A 16,286-nucleotide genomic window follows, 5' to 3' on the forward strand; every position below is an offset into this window, starting at 1 on the left:
TGTGTTGTCCTTTTTAGGTATAACATTCATCTCCCAAAGGGCGCCTTTTCCTGGTTGATAAAGTCCGACTCGTTAATACTGATTTTTAGTCCTCCCTGCATGGTGGTGATCCAAAGGAGACCCGGCGCTGGTTCTACAACGAACGGGTAGGCAATCCAGGATGCCATTTTATCCTGATTGGGGTATTGCAGGTTTTTTGCAATGATCCGGGGGGCGGTCCAGCTTTTCCCGTCATCATCCGAAAAGCATATCGATAATTCCTCCCGGTGATTGACCACCGCTGCTTCGCTAAACCGGCTTCCGCTGCCTCCCCGCATCGGGTAGGTATTTTTGCCGGCGGGGAATCTTCTGTTCCATAAAAGCACCAGCCGCCCGCTGGCCAGGCGTTTTACCAGTGGCGGAGCGGAACTGGCATCAATTGTAGTGGTTCCGATATCGGTCCAGTTCAGTCCTTCATCTGTTGAATATGCCTGCCATAAGCAACCCTAGTTGGTGCGGATGAGCTGCCAGAGCCGGCCGTCTTTTAGCTGAACGATGCAGGATTCCGTAACACCGCTGTGATCACCTTTCCCGCCCAGGTCGATAATATTGGAGCGCACCCAATCCTTCCCATCATTAAATGACGTATAGGTCAGTACCGTATGATGACAGGGATTATGACGCATCATCATGGTGGTGAATACAATATTACCGCTTTGCGTTTCTATGATGGAACGATTAGCACCTGTCCATGCGTTGTGTAGTTTTTGCGGCGTTTCCTAGGTGTTCCCTCCGTCCATACTCCGGGTTACATAGGTCGGTAAAATAGCTTCATCAAAATCAAATGCAACACTATCCCATACTAAACGTGATGCTTCCCGTAAATTACTGAAGGCCAGGATCAGGATGCCGCGGCGGGTCTCCAGTAGAACATGCTCCCCACCGATCTTAAAATCTGAAGGCGTGGTGAAGATGGCCGCATGCTTCCATGTTTTCCCTTTATCAGCACTTGTCAAACAGAAATTACTGTCGACTGTTAACAGGTCCCCGTTGCGTAGTTGAATATAGGGACCTGCATTCGGGAGGTTTTTCAAGGGGTGGGCTCCGGGGGGCACCCAGGTATCGTTTTCAATAATGCTGCCGGTATTTTTGTCGAACACGGCTGGTAGTTGTCCGGCCGACCGGAATGGAATCCACAGGCATAAGAATATGAAAGGGAGCAATCGTATATCTTTCATTGTTTCCGGGCTTTAATTCATTTTTAAGGATATCGTATCAGGAAGGTGAATGGCCCTGCGTATTTTAAAAATCAGCGATAGTCATTATTTTTAAAACAGATGGAGCAACACCTTCCGAAGTACGCACGCTGATAACGGTGAGGGCGCGGCTGTTAAGAACTTACTTTTTTGAAGTACACCAGCAAATGCTGCCGCATTTGTCGTCTGAATTGTTCCAGGGTTCCCTTCTTCAATGTTTTAAGCAGGTCCTGATGGGTAACCGGTTTCTTCTCGCCTGCCAGGTTACTGGGATAGGGCATCGAAGCATCTTTCAGCTTTAAATAAACATGGTCAAAAATGGGCAATAATATTTTTTGAAAACGCGATATCGTATCATTGCCCGAAAGCCGGTATAATGCAGAGTGAAATTCAATATCACATTTCAGGATCTCAATTTTTGATGTAGCTTTTTTCTCTTTTTCGATAATGGCTTCCAGCTGTTTGAAATCTGCATTACGCCGCCGCTGGAATAACAGGTCTCCCAGTCCCACTTCAATAACCAGCCGCATTTCAAACAGCTCGTTCAGTGTTTCGTCGTCCAGCAGCTGCGGATCCAGTACCCGCTCCATGTTGACGAACAGGTCGGGCTTGGCAATGATCATCCCCCGGTTCTTTCGCGATTCGATGATCCCCAGTGTTCGGAACCGGGAGAGCGCTTCGCGGATAGCGGTCCGGCTTACCCCCATTGCTTTTGCCAGTTCGATTTCTTTCGGGAGCGCATCCCCGGGTTGATAATTTTCGGCTCTCAGAAACTCCTGCAAACTCATTTCGATCTTGTCTACCTGTGTCAGATTTTCTACCGGTTTCAATTTATTCAGCGACATGGCACTTCCTTTTTTTGCGGCAAATATAAAAAAGAAACAGGGAATAATAAATATGTCAGACATTTTAAAAATTTATTTGGGCGATTCGGACGGGAACAGTAAGTTTGTAAATATGTACGACATATTTTTTCTAATGCCATTGCCGTACAGAATGATTGCAGCACCAGAAAGGTCTTGTGGATGGATATGACAGGGCGTTGCCATACGCTTCGTATTGAATTAATAACACAAATAAGGTATGAATTTTCAATTTAGCGGCCTGTGGTCCGCAATGTTTACGCCGACGGATGCAACCGGCGCACCCGAAATGGAGCAGCTGGGAAAATTAACTGAATTACTGATTGCGCAGGAACAGGATGGTCTTTACATCCTGGGCTCTACAGGACAGGGCGTGTTGTTTACAGAGGACCAACGGAAGGCCGTATTAAAGGAAGTGACCCGGATAACTGCCGGCCGCCTGCCGGTAATGGTGCAGGTGGGTGCGCTTACAACTGCAGAGTCGGTACGGCTGGCACAGCATGCGGCAGCACATGGGGCGGATGCCATTTCTTCCGTAGGGCCTATCTATTTTACTGGTTCTGCTGAAAATGCATTACAACATTACCGGGCAATTGCCGGCGCAACGGACCTGCCTTTTTTCCCCTACCAGTTGGGCAGTAATACGATGGGAGATATTTCACTTTTTATCGACCGGTTATTAGCGATCCCGAATGTTGCGGGGATGAAACTGACCACGGGGCAATTGATGGAGATCAGCTCCATTCATCTGAAAGCCGGAGACCGTCTGCAATTATTCAGCGGGGCGGACGAGCTGATGTGTCATGCAAGCCTTTGCGGTGCGGCCGGGGCGATCGGCTCCTTTTATAATTTATGGGGACCGGCCTGTCAGAAAGTACTCCGGTCCTTTAAGAATGGCGATTATGAGCTGGGCAAATCGTTCATGCTTGAATTTCAAAAAGCCATTTTATATGTTCTTCCAAATGTCTGGACCTTCTTCAGAAAAACAATGCAGCTGAAGTATGGAATTGATATCGGGCCTGCCAAAGCCCCCCTGGGTACCAACCAAAAAGAATGGAGCGATGATGAGGTACGGGCTATTTCCGACCGGATCGATTCGGTTGCCGGTTTAATCGCAGTGTAGAACATGGTATCGTGCAGTCATTAATAATTGTTCACCAAACTAAAATATATGATCCGTTTTTCTTTTAATAAACCGGGACAGGGCATTATCGCCGGCAGGCAGATTGCAGCAACTGCAATGGTTTTTTGTATACTGCTGTCCGCCTGTTCTTCCGGTAAAAGGTCCGCTTCCTCAACCGGTGCCCTTCATGATATTGTTTTAAAACTTCCTCCGGGACAGGACAATCCCCGGAACAGCGAAGGCTCTTTTGTGACGCTGAAGGATGGTCGTATTTTATTTGTTTACTCCCGGTATACCGGTATTAATTCCGGTGATCATGCTCCCGCTTACCTGGCGGGCAGGTATTCTTCCGACGGAGGTAAAACATGGACCGCACAGGATGTAAAAATTGTGGACCGGGAAGGCGGTATGAATGTGATGTCGGTATCCCTGCTGCGTTTGAAAAACGGAACGATCGCCTTATTTTATTTAAGAAAGAACTCGACAGTTGATTGTATACCGGTGGTCCGCTTTTCGGATGATGAGGCCAAAACATGGAGCGCACCGGTGGATTGTATTACAGATCAGCAGGGATATTTTGTACTGAACAATGACCGGGTGATCCAGTTGGCGGATGGCCGGCTGATGCTGGCGGTGGCAAAACATTCCAGTCCGTCTGATTCCAAATGGCTGGAAAAAGGAGCATTGTTCGCCTACTATTCCGATGATAACGGCAGGACCTGGACGGCAGGTCAGCAGGTGCCGACACCGGCCGGTATTATTACCCAGGAACCGGGGCTGGTAGCGCTAAAGGACGGGAGGGTAATGATGTATATAAGGGCCAGCGGAGGTTCACAATATGTATCCTATTCAAAAGACCGCGGGGCAGGCTGGAGCACAGCTGTTCCGTTTAATCTGAAGTCGCCCGTTTCGCCGGCTACGATTGAACGGATCCCGTCCACAGGCGATCTGCTGGCGGTTTGGAATAACAACGATGGGTCAGTGGCTGCTATTAAAGGGAAACGGACCCCTTTAACCGTAGCAGTTTCAAAAGACGACGGAAAGTCCTGGATTCATATTAAGAATCTGGAAGCAGATCCGGACGGATGGTATTGCTATACGGCGATCCACTTTTATAAAAAAAATGTGTTGCTGGCTTATTGCGCAGGTAGTCAGAAAACAAAAACACATTTGTCGGTTACTGATATTTCCCGTTTCCCGCTGACGGATTTATATAAGTTTTAAATATGTTGAACCGCAGACGCTTTCTTGGAAATCTTTGTGCCGTAACTGCAGGTGCTTCCCTGCTGGCGAAAACAGGCGGGGCAATGCCGCACAGTGCGCTTGGAAGCGGAGACGACAAGGAAAAGATAGCGCTGTTGTTGAAAGCAGGCACGCCTAATAAATGGCTCTTTACGGGCGATAGCATTACCCAGGGCGCAAAACATACGCACGGGATGCGTTCTTATGTTGAGATCTTTTCCGAAAGGATACGATGGGAATTGGGCAGGGTAAGAGATGCCGTTATCAACACTGCCGTTAGCGGAAATACCAGCAGGGACCTGATCGAAGATATTGAATGGCGCCTGCTTCAGTATAAACCGCAGGCTGTATTCATAATGCTGGGAACGAATGACGCCGTGGTACAGAAAGATGTACCGGTTGAACTGTTTCAACGGAATATCAGAACACTGGTGGAAAGGGTACGGGGTATAAATGCAGTGCCTGTATTACTGAGCCCCAATCCGATAGTAGAAGCAAAAGCTCCGGAGCGTGCGGCGCTTAGAAACTATATTCAGGCCCTTCGGGAAACAGCGGGGTCAGCGTCGGTAACGTTGGTGGATGTCTGGGACAAATGGAATACGGAACTGGCAAAAAAATACAAGGGCCTGCAGGAGGATCAACTGCTCAATGATCCGCTGCATCCCAATGGCCGGGGCCACCGTGAAATCGCAATGATGCTGTTCCGGTCGCTTTCAATTTTTAATGAAAAAGACCCGACCTGTGGCGGGGAATATTATGAGAATAAAAACTGGTGAACATAGCATCGAGATACAAAGCGGTCATGCAGGCCCCCATATATTGATCGTGGCCGGCGTTCATGGTGATGAATATGAACCCATGATCGCGGTTATGGAACTGCGTAAGCTGCTCGAAGGTAGTTTAAGCAGGGGAAGGGTGACACTTATCACGATTGCCAATGTATCCGCCTACCAGGCGGGGAAGCGAACAGGCATTGATTCACTGGACCTGGCAAGGACCTGTCCGGGAAACCAGGACGGTTCCGAAACCGAGGCTGCCGCCTTTGTTCTTTCCGGCTCTATCCGGGAATGTGATTACCTTATTGATATGCACACCGGGGGTGCCCTGTTTGAACTGTTTCCCCTGTGTGGTTACATGCTTCACCGGAATGAGGAGATCCTGGAAACCCAGCGTTTAATGGCGGCGGCATTTAACCTTCCGCTGATCTGGGGTACAGATGCACAACCCGATGGCAGGACATTATCTGTTGCAAGAGATGAGGGCATACCCGCCATCTATGTGGAATACGGAGGCGGAAACAATGTCGACCGCTCGATTATTGATGCCTGTGTTAAAGGATGCCTGGGTGTGTTAGCACACCTTAATGTTCTCAAAGAGGGCGTATTTAAGCGGGGCGATCGGGAAGTGTTGTACCGGGTGGAGGATGATCAGCCGGATAGTGGTTTTTTACAGGGGAAAATGCGCTGCGCCTTTGACGGCATCTTCATTCCCGGTGTAAAGGTAGGTGCAATGGTTGAGGAGGGACAGGAATGGGGTGTTGTCTTTGATCCGGTGGAACAGGCCGTGCATCCTGTTTTTGCGGATGCATCGGGACTGGTGCTGTTTATCCGGAAGGAGCCACGCGTTAATAAGGGAGCGTCCCTGGGAGGCATATTGAAAATAAAATAATTTAATGATCAGGTATGAATGATGTTGCTGGTGTTGTATTATTAACGGGAGCTGCGGGCGGTATTGGCCGGGCAGCAGCGATAAAGTTTGCCCGCGAGGGATTTGCCCTGGCACTGGTTGATTGGGATGGTGACGGATTACAGGAAACGGCTGCCTGTATCCGGGTGTACGGACGCGAATTGGTTTTATTTTCCGGCGATCTTCAGGATATGGGTTTTATTCAGGAGGTGGTAACTACCTGTATGTTAAAATGGGGCCAGATAGATGTTTTGGTCAATAATGCCGCCTGGCGTTCAATTGAAACCCTGAATACGATCACTCTTGAGAACTGGGAAAAAACGATCCGGATCAACCTTACAGCCCCGGCCTTCCTGTCGAGAACTGTAGTCAATGCGCTTATCCCTTCCGGGAAAAGCTGTGTCATCATTAACGTTTCAAGTATTATGGCCGGCCAGGCCGGGGGATATGCACCGGCCTATACGGTCTGCAAAGGAGCACTTGAAAGTCTTACTTACGAACTGGCGGTGTTATATGGTTCCAGGGGGATCCGGGTGGTGGCGGTCCGGCCGGGCAATGTGAATACTTCGCTGAGTAACGATTATACAGATGAACAGGAACAAAATATAAGTGCTGAGATCGGCAGAGAGATCAACGACCGAACACCACTCGGCCGGCCTGCGGCACCGGGGGAAATTGCCGATTTGATCTTTTTGATCAGTACGCCCGCTGCATCGTATTTAACCGGAACCACGGTTACGGTGGACGGTGGACTGTCCCGGAATTTCAGTTCTTATGCAGTTAAAAAACGTTTAAAACCAGACGAGTTTTGAAAGGTATCTGGAAATATAAGTCCTTGCTGCCGGAGATCGGCGCTGCGCACCGGATCACATTGGGCGAAGGGAATACGCCTTTGATCAGGGCGCGCAATATTGGTGATCTCCTGGGGCTGAAGGCACTTTATTTTAAACTGGAACAACTGAACCCTACGGGTTCTTATAAAGACCGGTTCGCTGCCGTGGCGGTTTCTGATTTGTACCGGCGAAAAGTGCCTTTCTTCCTCGCCACCTCCAGTGGCAATACGGGTGCTGCTTTGGCCGCTTACGGGGCCGCTTCGGATATCCGGTGCTTTTTGTCCATTGTAGACGGCGCGCCGGCTGGCAAGATCAGGCAAATGGGCATTTACGGTGCGGATATCTTTATGATAAAAAAATTTGGGATCTCCCGGTCGGTAACGGAGAATGTAATGCAGCAGCTCCGGAAACTGGCAACGCAATTCCGTACCAATGTTGAAATAAGTGCCTATTGTTATTCACCCGTTGGTATGTCGGGAGTAGAAACCATTGCTTTTGAAATAGCGGAAGCGCTTCCACAGGTGCAGCATGTATTTGTGCCTGCGGGAGGCGGTGGTCTTACCCTTGCCGTTATAAAGGGGTTTGAAAAGTGGAGAAAACTGCATACCGGCTTTTACCGGCCTTCTGTTTTTTGCGTGCAGCCGGAAGGAAATGACACCATTGCCGGCGCGCTGGAAACGGACCTGCAGTTGCCGCAAGGCCTGGCAAAGAGCACCACATCAATAAGCGGCCTGCAGGTGCCCAATATACTGGACGGGAACCGCATTATTTTAAAGGCCAGATCAGGAAAGATAAAAGGAGCAGTGGTTACCGACGCGGATGTATATGAATGTCAGAAACAACTGGCACAGCTGGAGGGTATTTATTGCGAACCGGCGGGAGCTGTGGCGCTGGCAGGCTTAAAAAAGGCGCTGATTTCCGGAACCATCAGGCAGACAGACAAAGTGGTTTGTTTGGTTACGGGACATGGATTTAAAGATCCCCTTTCAGGAAACCGCATCTTTTCAGGAGATACCTGTAAGTACTTTAACAGGACCGCTGAATCGATCTCGCATATTAAAAACAGTGTTTTGGATAGTTAAAATTTTTAAGTAATGAAAGAAGTTGTAGCAGGGGAGCTGATTCCTCAAAGTCACTTGCCGTTTTCGCCTGCCATCCGGAGTGGTGATTTTTTATTCATTTCGGGCCAGGCCTCCGTGGATCTGGAGGGCAATATTATCAACGGGAGTTTCGGCGACGAATGCCGGCGTTCCTTTGATAATCTGAAACGTATTGTTGAAGGGGCAGGTCTTTCCCTGGAAGATGTTATTCAGGTGCGCAACTATGTAGCGGACCAAAAGGATCTGACCGAATTCAATAAGATTTACCGGGAATATTTTACAACGCCTTTCCCCGCAAGAACCACATTGATCGGGTGTTTAGGAACCTTGTTAAAATTTGAAGTAGACGCGATAGCCCGCTATAAATAAAATGAAGAAGATCGCTTTAATAGGTATTTATCACGAATCCAATACGTTTAATAAACGGCCCACGGTCTATGCCGATTTTGTAAATGGTCATTTATTAAAAGGTGCGGATATTGTTGCGCATTATAAGAATGCGCATCACGAAATCGGTGGGTTTATTGAGGCATTGAATGATGCGCATATTGAGCTGATCCCGGTTATGTATGCGGAAGCCGCACCGGGAGGAACCGTTACAACGGAAACCTATCTGCGTCTGAAAGCAGAACTTGGTGCATTGCTGCAACAGGTACTGCCCGTAGACGGGGTATTGGTAGCGCCGCACGGAGCAGGGGTTTGCGAGGATTATCCGGATATGGATGGCGACTGGCTTTCCTACGTGCGGGCGTTGGTGGGTACGGAAGTGCCCATTGTAGGAACACTGGATCCGCATGCCAACGTCAGCCTCTTAATGATCGAAAAAACAAATGCACTCTTTGCCTATGCCACCAACCCGCATCTGGATCAGCGGGCAACAGGGATTAAGGCGGCTCAATTGCTGAAGCGTCTGCTTTTTGAAAATACCGTATTCCGGCAACGTCTTATTCAGCTCCCGCTTTCAATAAGCATCGAACAGCAAAATACGAATTGTGAGCCCTGCCTTTCCCTTTACCGCGAAGTGCAGCGAACTGCCGCAGATCATGGTGCATTGCATGTAAGCATCATCCTGGGCTTCCCTTATGCGGATGTTCCTGAGATGGGAACGTCATTAATACTGATAACGGAGGGAGATAGTAACTGGGAACAACTGATCACACAATTGAGATCCTGTTTCTTTAGCCGCCTGCAGCAATTCCGGGGTGAAAAGCTCCGGCTTCAGGCTGTTTTGCCGGATGCCGGTGCATTGAAGAAACCGGTACTGCTGCTGGATATGGGGGATAATGTTGGCGGGGGCGCTGCCGGTACAAGTATGTACCTCATGGATCTGCTGGAAGCGGCGGGACAAACCCGGGCTTGTATCTGCATTACACATGCTGCAACAGTGGAAGCTATTGCCCGGTTTGAAACGGGCGACCGTTTCGAGCTCTCTTTTGGGCATATAGATACATTAAACAGGGAAGCGCCTTATTCCGTAACGCTGATCAGCCGCGGGGACGGCTTTTTTACGGAACCCGATCCAAGGCATGGAGGACAGTCGGCATTCAACATGGGGAAGGTGGTGGTCCTGAAAACAGCGAATCAAAATACAATTATTGTTTCATCTCTTAAAGTGCCCCCTTTTAGCAGCAGGCAGTTAACCAGTTTGGGTATTGTACTTGAAGAACAGAACTGGATTATCGCAAAAGGGGTGAATGCCCCGATAGCAGCCTTTAAGGATAGCTGTGCAACGATCCTGCAGGTGGATACACCTGGGGAAACCTGCGCAGACATCACAACGTTTAGTTTTAAAAACAGGAGTGTACCGCTATATCCATTTGAAGCGATCAGAGATGTATAAAAATCAGATTTTCCAGGAGTTTAAAGGAAGAACGCTTGTGCTTCCACAGCCTTTTTATACCGAAGGACCGGTAATAGATAAGGAAGGTAATTTATTTGTTACAAATTTAAAAGGAGGTCAGCTCCTGAGAATTGACAAAAATGGCAACACTTCAGTGTGGGCTGAAACAACCTGTCCGAACGGGCAAATGATCAATGAGAAAGGGATACATCTGGTTTGTGACAGTGTGGAAGGAAGCATCAAGCGATTTGATAAAAAGGGGAGGCCGGATAAGGTTGTCATGAACGGGTTTATTTCCGATCATAAGATCTGTTGCCCCAATGACCTGGTAAGTGACAATAATGGCGGGTTCTTTTTTACGGACTCGGTCCGGCATTGCGGGATTGTGGGATATGTCGATCGTTTCGGAGCAAAGAGGATCATTGCCCGGAACCTGGACTATCCCAATGGTTTAGCGCTCAATCCCTTCACCCACCGGTTATACATAGCGGAAAGCTACCGGAACCGCATCCTGGTAACCGACCTGCGGAAGCCCTGGAATAGTCCCGGGATCTTTTGTGACCTCCCGGCAAACCCGTCGGGGAAAAAGAACGGTAACCTGCCGGATGGATTGGCGCTGGATTGCTTCCACAATCTTTGGGTCGCGCATTACGGGATGTCCTGTTTATGGATTTTAAATGACCGCGGCCAGTGTATCGGTAAATATGATACGGGTATCACCCTTACCTCCAATGTTTTTATGAATGATGATTTTTTGCTGGTTACCGGAGGAACAGGGGAGCCGGGCCCCGGAATTATAAAAATTGTAAAAATGCACAGGAGATGATCCCTAAGCGAATCGGTAATTATGAAATCCCCGGCCTGACACTTGGTACGGTTTCACTCGGGCTCAACTATGGTGTTTTCAACGGACAGGAACAGCCCGATGAAGGAATAGCCTTGAGCTTGCTCCATACCGCACTGGAAAACGGGATCACCTGTTTTGATACGGCCCGGGAATACGGAACGGCAGAAACACTGCTGGGTGATCTGCTATCGGAAGTTTTTCCACGCCAGGCTGCGGTTGTAACAAAGTTCAAAATAACAAAAGAAGCATTGGGCGATCTTTCCCTGGCCAAAGAACAGGCACGCAACAGTGTTTTGGAATCGCGCGCTCAGTTAAACCTCCCCATGTTGCCGTTTTGCTTATTTCATATGGTATCGGATTATGACCGGGATCTTGTGGCTGAAATGATCCCGCAGCTGTTAGCTTCATTGAAGCAGGAGAACCTGATCGGATTTGGCGGCATCTCTGTTGATAATTTGCCCGAGTTGCAGTGGCTGGCCTTCCTTCCGGAAGTACAGGTACTGCAGATTCCCATTAATATTTTCGATCAGCGGCTGCCCGGAGACGATCCGTTTTGGTGCCGGCTGGAAAAAGAACGGAAATTGGTATTTGCCCGGAGTGTCTTTTTAAAAGGATTGCTGCTTAAACACCCGGCAACGCTCACAGGAAACCTGCGGCCGGCCGCTTTTTACCTGGATCAGCTGGCCATTTATGCGAAGCGGTGCGGATTGAGTGTGGCTCAGTTTTGCTTTTCTTATGTACGGGATTTTAGAACGGTTACGAGCATTGTTGCGGGTGCCGATAATAAGCAGCAACTCCTGGAAAATATTGCGCTCCTGAATGCACCGCGGATCCCTGATGAAATTTTGGATGAGGCGAAAATTTTTTTTAAGAATGTTCCGGAACATATACTCATTCCCCGGACCTGGAAATTATAAAAATGAAACAGTTGTTTAGTCTTGAAGGTAAGGTTGTGCTCATTACCGGCGGCACCGGCCTTTTTGGAAAACCAATGTCAAGGGCTTTGGCGGAAGCCGGGGCACAGGTGATCATAGCCTCCAGAAATGTTGACGCATGTATCCGTTATGCGGAGCAGCTGAAAGAGCTGGGACTGAAAGCAGGAGCCGTACCGCTGGATCTTAAAGAAGAAAGCTCCATAAAGGAGTGTGTGGATACGCTGCTCTCTGTTTATAAAAAGATCGATGTATTGGTAAATAACGCGGTTTCAAGAGAGGGGTTCAGGAACCTGGAGGATGTACAAAAAGCTGAATGGGAAGACGCCCAGGCCGTAAATTCAACCGGACTTATGTTGTTAACAAAAGCGGTGCTTTCACATATGTGTGAGCGTCGTTCCGGAAATATTATAAATATCGGATCGATACAGGGGGCTGTGGGACCTAATTTCCCGGTATACGGTGAAACGGGAATGAGCAGTCCGGTTAATTACACGTACGATAAATGGGCCATGGTGGGCTTCACAAAATGGATCGCCAATTATTACGGAAAATTTAATATCCGTTGCAATTGTCTCAGTCCGGGCGGTTATGGCCCGGGTGTTAGCGAAACTTATGGAGAAACAGCATTTGTAAAGAATTATAAAAATCTGACGCCGCTCGGGCGGTTTGCCAATGACGAGGATATCAAAGGACCGGTTGTATTCCTGGCCTCCGATGCCGCCGCTTATATTACCGGGCATAATCTTTTGGTGGATGGCGGCTGGACAAGCTGGTGATGGTATATGAAAAATAGAATACGATTTATATTTATGTTATCCGTACTGTTAGTGGGCACAGGCAGTGTACCGGCCCAGGTAAAAGTAAAACCGGAATACAGGCCGGGGCCCCCGGTCCCGGACAAAGAAGGATTTGCCGGTATGTTTGCAGGAGTCAGTAACAATGTTGTAGTGGCCGCAGGAGGTGCAAATTTTCCGGACGGAATGCCCTGGGAGGGAGGACGCAAGGTTTGGTATGATGCGCTGTTTCTCTTTAGCAAAAAGACAGGTCACTGGGAAAAAAGCCCGGTACATCTTCCCCGGAAACTGGCATATGGGGTATCCGTATCCTACAAACAAAAAGCGATTTTTATCGGGGGAAGCGATGCCGGAACCCATTACAGCGAAGTGTATAGGGTCACTGTTTTAAATGGATCAGCCCATCTCGACTCAATGGCCTCCATGCCGGTTGCATTGGCAAACATGGCCGGCGCCATTGCGGGAGACTTTTTGTTTGTAGCAGGAGGAACCCTTACACCGGAGGGACGTCCCGTTGCTGTTTTTTTGGCCCTGGACCTGAAACGGAATAAATGGATCCAATTGCCGTCCTGGCCGGGACCCGAACGCATGAATGCAGTGGCTGCCGGTGTTGGCAATGATTTTTTTCTTTTCAGCGGAATACAACTGATAGACGCAGCGGGCGGGGTTCAGCGAAAGGTACTGGAAGACGGCTACCGTTTTTTACCGGTCTTTAAAAATGGCGAACTGACAGGAGGTGATTGGAGTAAAATTGAAAAACTTCCCCGGGGGCTTGCTGCAGGACCGGGTCCGGCTCCGGTGGTTAAAAACCGGTTTGTGATTTTCCCGGGCGGACTGGATAATGTTACTGCTCAGCACAAAGATCCGCTGACACATCCGGGCTTTATCTCAGAGATATTATTGTATGATACGAAACAGGATAAATGGAAAACGATCGGCCGTCTTCCCAAAGCAGAAATGCGGTTGACGGCCCCCGTTATTGAATATGAAAAATCATTTTGGATCATTAACGGGGAAATCAAACCGGGAAAACGTACCAATACGGTGCTCACGGTAAATTTCAGGTAAGGAATGATAAACCTGTTCGCTTTTTTTAATAGTTCAGTAAAAACCAGAAAATGACCCGATATCAGCATTCGAAACAACTATTGGAACGCGCCGGAAAGGTTCTCGCGGGCGGCGTTTCTTCGGAATTCAGGAAATACAATCATCCGCATGCATTGTTCTATGCATCCGCCAAAGGCAGCCGCATTATAGATGTAGATAATAATGAGTATTTGGATTTTACGTTAAGTCAGGGGCCTATGATCCTGGGACATTCGCACCCCGAAGTCCTTGAAGCCGTTAATCGCCATTCCGCTCAGGGGCAGCTTTATGCTGGCCAGCACCTGCAGGAAATTGAACTTGCGGAAAAAATAACGGAGCTGATCCCTTCTGCCGGGCTGATCCGTTTTTGCCTCGATGGATCCGAAGCGGTACAAACTGCATTCCGGGTAGCCAGGGCCAGGACGGGTAAAAACAAATTTTTGCGATTTGAAGGGCACTATCATGGCTGGCTGGATAATGTGGCCTGGGGAATATCCGCACCTGATCCGGATGCTTTGGGAAGTTTGAACGAGCCGGTGGCTTTTCCGTGGTCAAAGGGGATGGCACCGAATACAAGGGACGAATTTATTATTTGTCCGTGGAATGATCTGGAGTTGCTTTCGGAGCAGCTCAGGCGTCATCACCACGAGATCGCTGCTGTTATAACAGAACCGGTTATGTGTAATAACGGTTGTATCGAACCCATAAACGGCTTTCTGGAAGGGCTGCGGGCCCTGTGTGATCAATATGGGATCGCATTGATTTTTGATGAAGTGATCACCGGCTTCCGGCTGGGGCTGGGTGGAGCACAGTCGCATTATAATGTGGTTCCGGACTTGTCGGTCTTTGCAAAGGCCATGGGCAGCGGTTATCCCATAAGCGCTATTGTAGGCAAATACGAATGGATGGAACAAATAGAAAAATCAATGGTGATCCATGCCGGTACCATGAACTCGAGCTGCCCTATGATAGCCGCTTCACTGGCAACCTTGCGGGTCCTGGAGCGGGATGACCCGTATCCGAAAATGTTTGCGTTGGGGAAACGTCTGATGACCGGCCTGAGGGAGGCTGCAGAGAAATCCGGACAGAACCTTGTGGTTGCCGGCCCGGGCCCTATGTTTGTAACGGCTTTTGGCGGGGATGGACGGATGCGGGATTACCGGGATACGCTAAAGACGGACCGGCCCAAATTATCCCGCTTTATAGCGGCGATGCATGACCGCAATATCCGGATTATCGGAAGAGGGCTCTGGTATATCAGTGCGGTGCATACGGAAAAAGATATTGATCAAGCGATCGGGACAGCAACGGAAGTATTGACAGGCCTGTAATTGCAGGGAATGTGAAACACTCCGGATAAACAGATTCATAAGAGAATGGCAACACAGATACGGAATAATATGGGAAAAGCCTGGATGGTTGTTGGGCTTTTGTTTATCATCGCGATGCTGAATTATATCGACCGCACGATGATCACGACGATGCGTACTTCCATCGTGGCGGCAATACCAATGACGGATGCAGAGTTTGGATTGCTGACGGCCGTCTTTCTTTGGGTGTATGGATTGTTTAGTCCCATTGCCGGGTTCCTGGCAGACCGGTTTAGCCGGAGTAAGGTCATCCTTGTAAGTTTATTTATCTGGTCTTTTGTTACCTGGATGACTTCCTATGCTACTTCATTTCATGAGTTGCTGCTGACACGGGCATTAATGGGGTTAAGCGAGGCCTGTTATATCCCGGCAGCCCTGGCACTGATAATGGACTATCATAAGGGCAATACCCGTTCCCTGGCAACGGGCATCCACATGGCCGGGATTATGACGGGTCAGAGCCTGGGCTTTTTAGGCGGCTGGATCGCAGAAAATCATCGCTGGAATACTGCCTTTTTTGCATTTGGTATTTTCGGAGTTGCGTATACCGTTTTACTGCTCTTTATTTTGAGGGATGCCCCGAGGGAATTAAAATCTGAGGTGGTCAGGGATGCACCCCGGAACAACTTTCTGCAAACCCTTAAAACACTTTTCCGGCAGCGATCCTATGTGCTTTTAGTCGTTTTTTTCGCATTGGTAAGTGTGATGGCATGGCTGGTCGTAGGGTGGCTGCCCACCTATTTTCAGGAAAAATTTCATCTGTCTCAAACGGAAGCCGGTCTGTATGCTACCGCTTACGTTTTTACCGCTGCGATATTTGGGGTATTGACAGGTGGTATACTGGCGGATCAATGGAGCCGGCGTAATAAGCGGGCCAGGATATGGGTGCCGGCGATCGGACTCTTTGTTGCGGCGCCCGCAATATTTCTGGCGAGCTATACAACAGTACTGGCTGTTGCGGTGGGGTGTTTTGTTATTTATGCGTTTACAAAATCCTTTACCGATACCAATACAATGCCCATCTTAAGCATCATTGTTGATGCCCGTTATCGGGCTACCGGGTACGGCATCCTGAATTTTTGCGGCACGCTGGTAGGTGGCCTGGGACTGTATTTCGGAGGAGCGTTGCGGGACGCGCAGATCCCATTAGATATTATTTACCGGAGTGCGGCCGTGTTGATTATATTGGCGGCACTGGCGGTTATCGGTATCAGAACGAAATCCGATCCGTTATGAGGGCTACTGAATACCTGTTTTAACTTTGTTCCCTGCAATAAAGTACTTATGAGACACCCCGGAGAAGAATCCATACATTTCCTCTCTTTTTCCCTG

Annotated in this window: 17 protein-coding genes and 1 pseudogene; 14 read left to right on the plus strand and 4 right to left on the minus strand. The window is 48.8% G+C overall.

Annotated features, from left to right (window positions below; all coding sequences use genetic code 11):
- Nucleotides 1–26 precede the first annotated feature (26 nt).
- From K7B07_RS20935 to K7B07_RS20950, 4 genes and pseudogenes are all read right to left on the minus strand, one after another.
- Nucleotides 27–470: pseudogene (locus tag K7B07_RS20935) on the minus strand (exo-alpha-sialidase); the annotation flags it as partial.
- A gap of 15 nt (nt 471–485) precedes the next feature.
- Nucleotides 486–671, minus strand: a complete 186-nt coding sequence (locus tag K7B07_RS20940) for a sialidase family protein (RefSeq protein WP_223712492.1) — start codon at nt 669–671, stop codon at nt 486–488.
- 87 nt (nt 672–758) lie between these two features.
- Complete coding sequence (locus K7B07_RS20945) at nt 759–1,217, minus strand: sialidase family protein (protein ID WP_223712493.1); 459 nt, start codon at nt 1,215–1,217, stop codon at nt 759–761.
- Nucleotides 1,218–1,369: 152 nt separating this feature from the next.
- A complete protein-coding gene (locus K7B07_RS20950; protein WP_223712494.1) occupies nt 1,370–2,143 on the minus strand; it encodes a FadR/GntR family transcriptional regulator in 774 nt (257 codons plus the stop codon).
- Nucleotides 2,144–2,318: 175 nt separating this feature from the next.
- On the opposite strand from K7B07_RS20950, the gene K7B07_RS20955 reads away from it, so the two are divergent.
- From K7B07_RS20955 to K7B07_RS21020, 14 genes are read left to right on the plus strand one after another with little or no spacing between them, the layout of a single operon-like run.
- A complete protein-coding gene (locus tag K7B07_RS20955) occupies nt 2,319–3,221 on the plus strand; it encodes a dihydrodipicolinate synthase family protein (protein ID WP_223712495.1) in 903 nt (300 codons plus the stop codon).
- A 48-nt stretch (nt 3,222–3,269) separates the two neighbouring features.
- Nucleotides 3,270–4,445 (plus strand): sialidase family protein, encoded by a 1,176-nt coding sequence (locus K7B07_RS20960; protein ID WP_223712496.1) that lies wholly within the window; start codon nt 3,270–3,272, stop codon nt 4,443–4,445.
- Nucleotides 4,446–4,447: 2 nt separating this feature from the next.
- Nucleotides 4,448–5,239, plus strand: coding sequence for an SGNH/GDSL hydrolase family protein (locus K7B07_RS20965; protein WP_223712497.1), 792 nt, complete (start codon nt 4,448–4,450; stop codon nt 5,237–5,239).
- A complete protein-coding gene (locus K7B07_RS20970; RefSeq protein ID WP_223712498.1) occupies nt 5,220–6,131 on the plus strand; it encodes a succinylglutamate desuccinylase/aspartoacylase family protein in 912 nt (303 codons plus the stop codon). Before K7B07_RS20965 ends, K7B07_RS20970 begins: the two co-directional genes overlap by 20 nt.
- 14 nt (nt 6,132–6,145) lie before the next feature.
- Nucleotides 6,146–6,961, plus strand: coding sequence for an SDR family NAD(P)-dependent oxidoreductase (locus tag K7B07_RS20975; protein WP_223712499.1), 816 nt, complete (start codon nt 6,146–6,148; stop codon nt 6,959–6,961).
- On the plus strand, nt 6,958–8,064 hold the full coding sequence (locus K7B07_RS20980) for a pyridoxal-phosphate dependent enzyme (RefSeq protein ID WP_223712500.1): 1,107 nt from the start codon (nt 6,958–6,960) through the stop codon (nt 8,062–8,064). Before K7B07_RS20975 ends, K7B07_RS20980 begins: the two co-directional genes overlap by 4 nt.
- A gap of 12 nt (nt 8,065–8,076) precedes the next feature.
- Nucleotides 8,077–8,451, plus strand: coding sequence for a RidA family protein (locus K7B07_RS20985; RefSeq protein ID WP_223712501.1), 375 nt, complete (start codon nt 8,077–8,079; stop codon nt 8,449–8,451).
- A 1-nt stretch (nt 8,452) separates the two neighbouring features.
- On the plus strand, nt 8,453–9,922 hold the full coding sequence (locus K7B07_RS20990) for a M81 family metallopeptidase (protein ID WP_223712502.1): 1,470 nt from the start codon (nt 8,453–8,455) through the stop codon (nt 9,920–9,922).
- Nucleotides 9,915–10,748 (plus strand): SMP-30/gluconolactonase/LRE family protein, encoded by an 834-nt coding sequence (locus K7B07_RS20995; protein ID WP_223712503.1) that lies wholly within the window; start codon nt 9,915–9,917, stop codon nt 10,746–10,748. Before K7B07_RS20990 ends, K7B07_RS20995 begins: the two co-directional genes overlap by 8 nt.
- Entirely contained in the window at nt 10,745–11,686 is a 942-nt protein-coding gene (locus tag K7B07_RS21000; protein ID WP_223712504.1) for an aldo/keto reductase, read from the plus strand. The genes K7B07_RS20995 and K7B07_RS21000 overlap by 4 nt, the downstream gene beginning before the upstream one ends.
- Before the next feature lie 2 nt (nt 11,687–11,688).
- Entirely contained in the window at nt 11,689–12,480 is a 792-nt protein-coding gene (locus K7B07_RS21005; protein WP_223712505.1) for an SDR family oxidoreductase, read from the plus strand.
- A 33-nt stretch (nt 12,481–12,513) separates the two neighbouring features.
- Nucleotides 12,514–13,566, plus strand: a complete 1,053-nt coding sequence (locus K7B07_RS21010) for a hypothetical protein (RefSeq protein WP_223712506.1) — start codon at nt 12,514–12,516, stop codon at nt 13,564–13,566.
- A gap of 50 nt (nt 13,567–13,616) precedes the next feature.
- A complete protein-coding gene (locus K7B07_RS21015; RefSeq protein ID WP_223712507.1) occupies nt 13,617–14,915 on the plus strand; it encodes an aspartate aminotransferase family protein in 1,299 nt (432 codons plus the stop codon).
- 45 nt (nt 14,916–14,960) lie between these two features.
- Complete coding sequence (locus K7B07_RS21020) at nt 14,961–16,190, plus strand: spinster family MFS transporter (RefSeq protein ID WP_223712508.1); 1,230 nt, start codon at nt 14,961–14,963, stop codon at nt 16,188–16,190.
- Nucleotides 16,191–16,286 lie beyond the last annotated feature (96 nt).

It is taken from the genome of Niabella beijingensis (assembly GCF_020034665.1).
Lineage (GTDB): Bacteria > Bacteroidota > Bacteroidia > Chitinophagales > Chitinophagaceae > Niabella > Niabella beijingensis.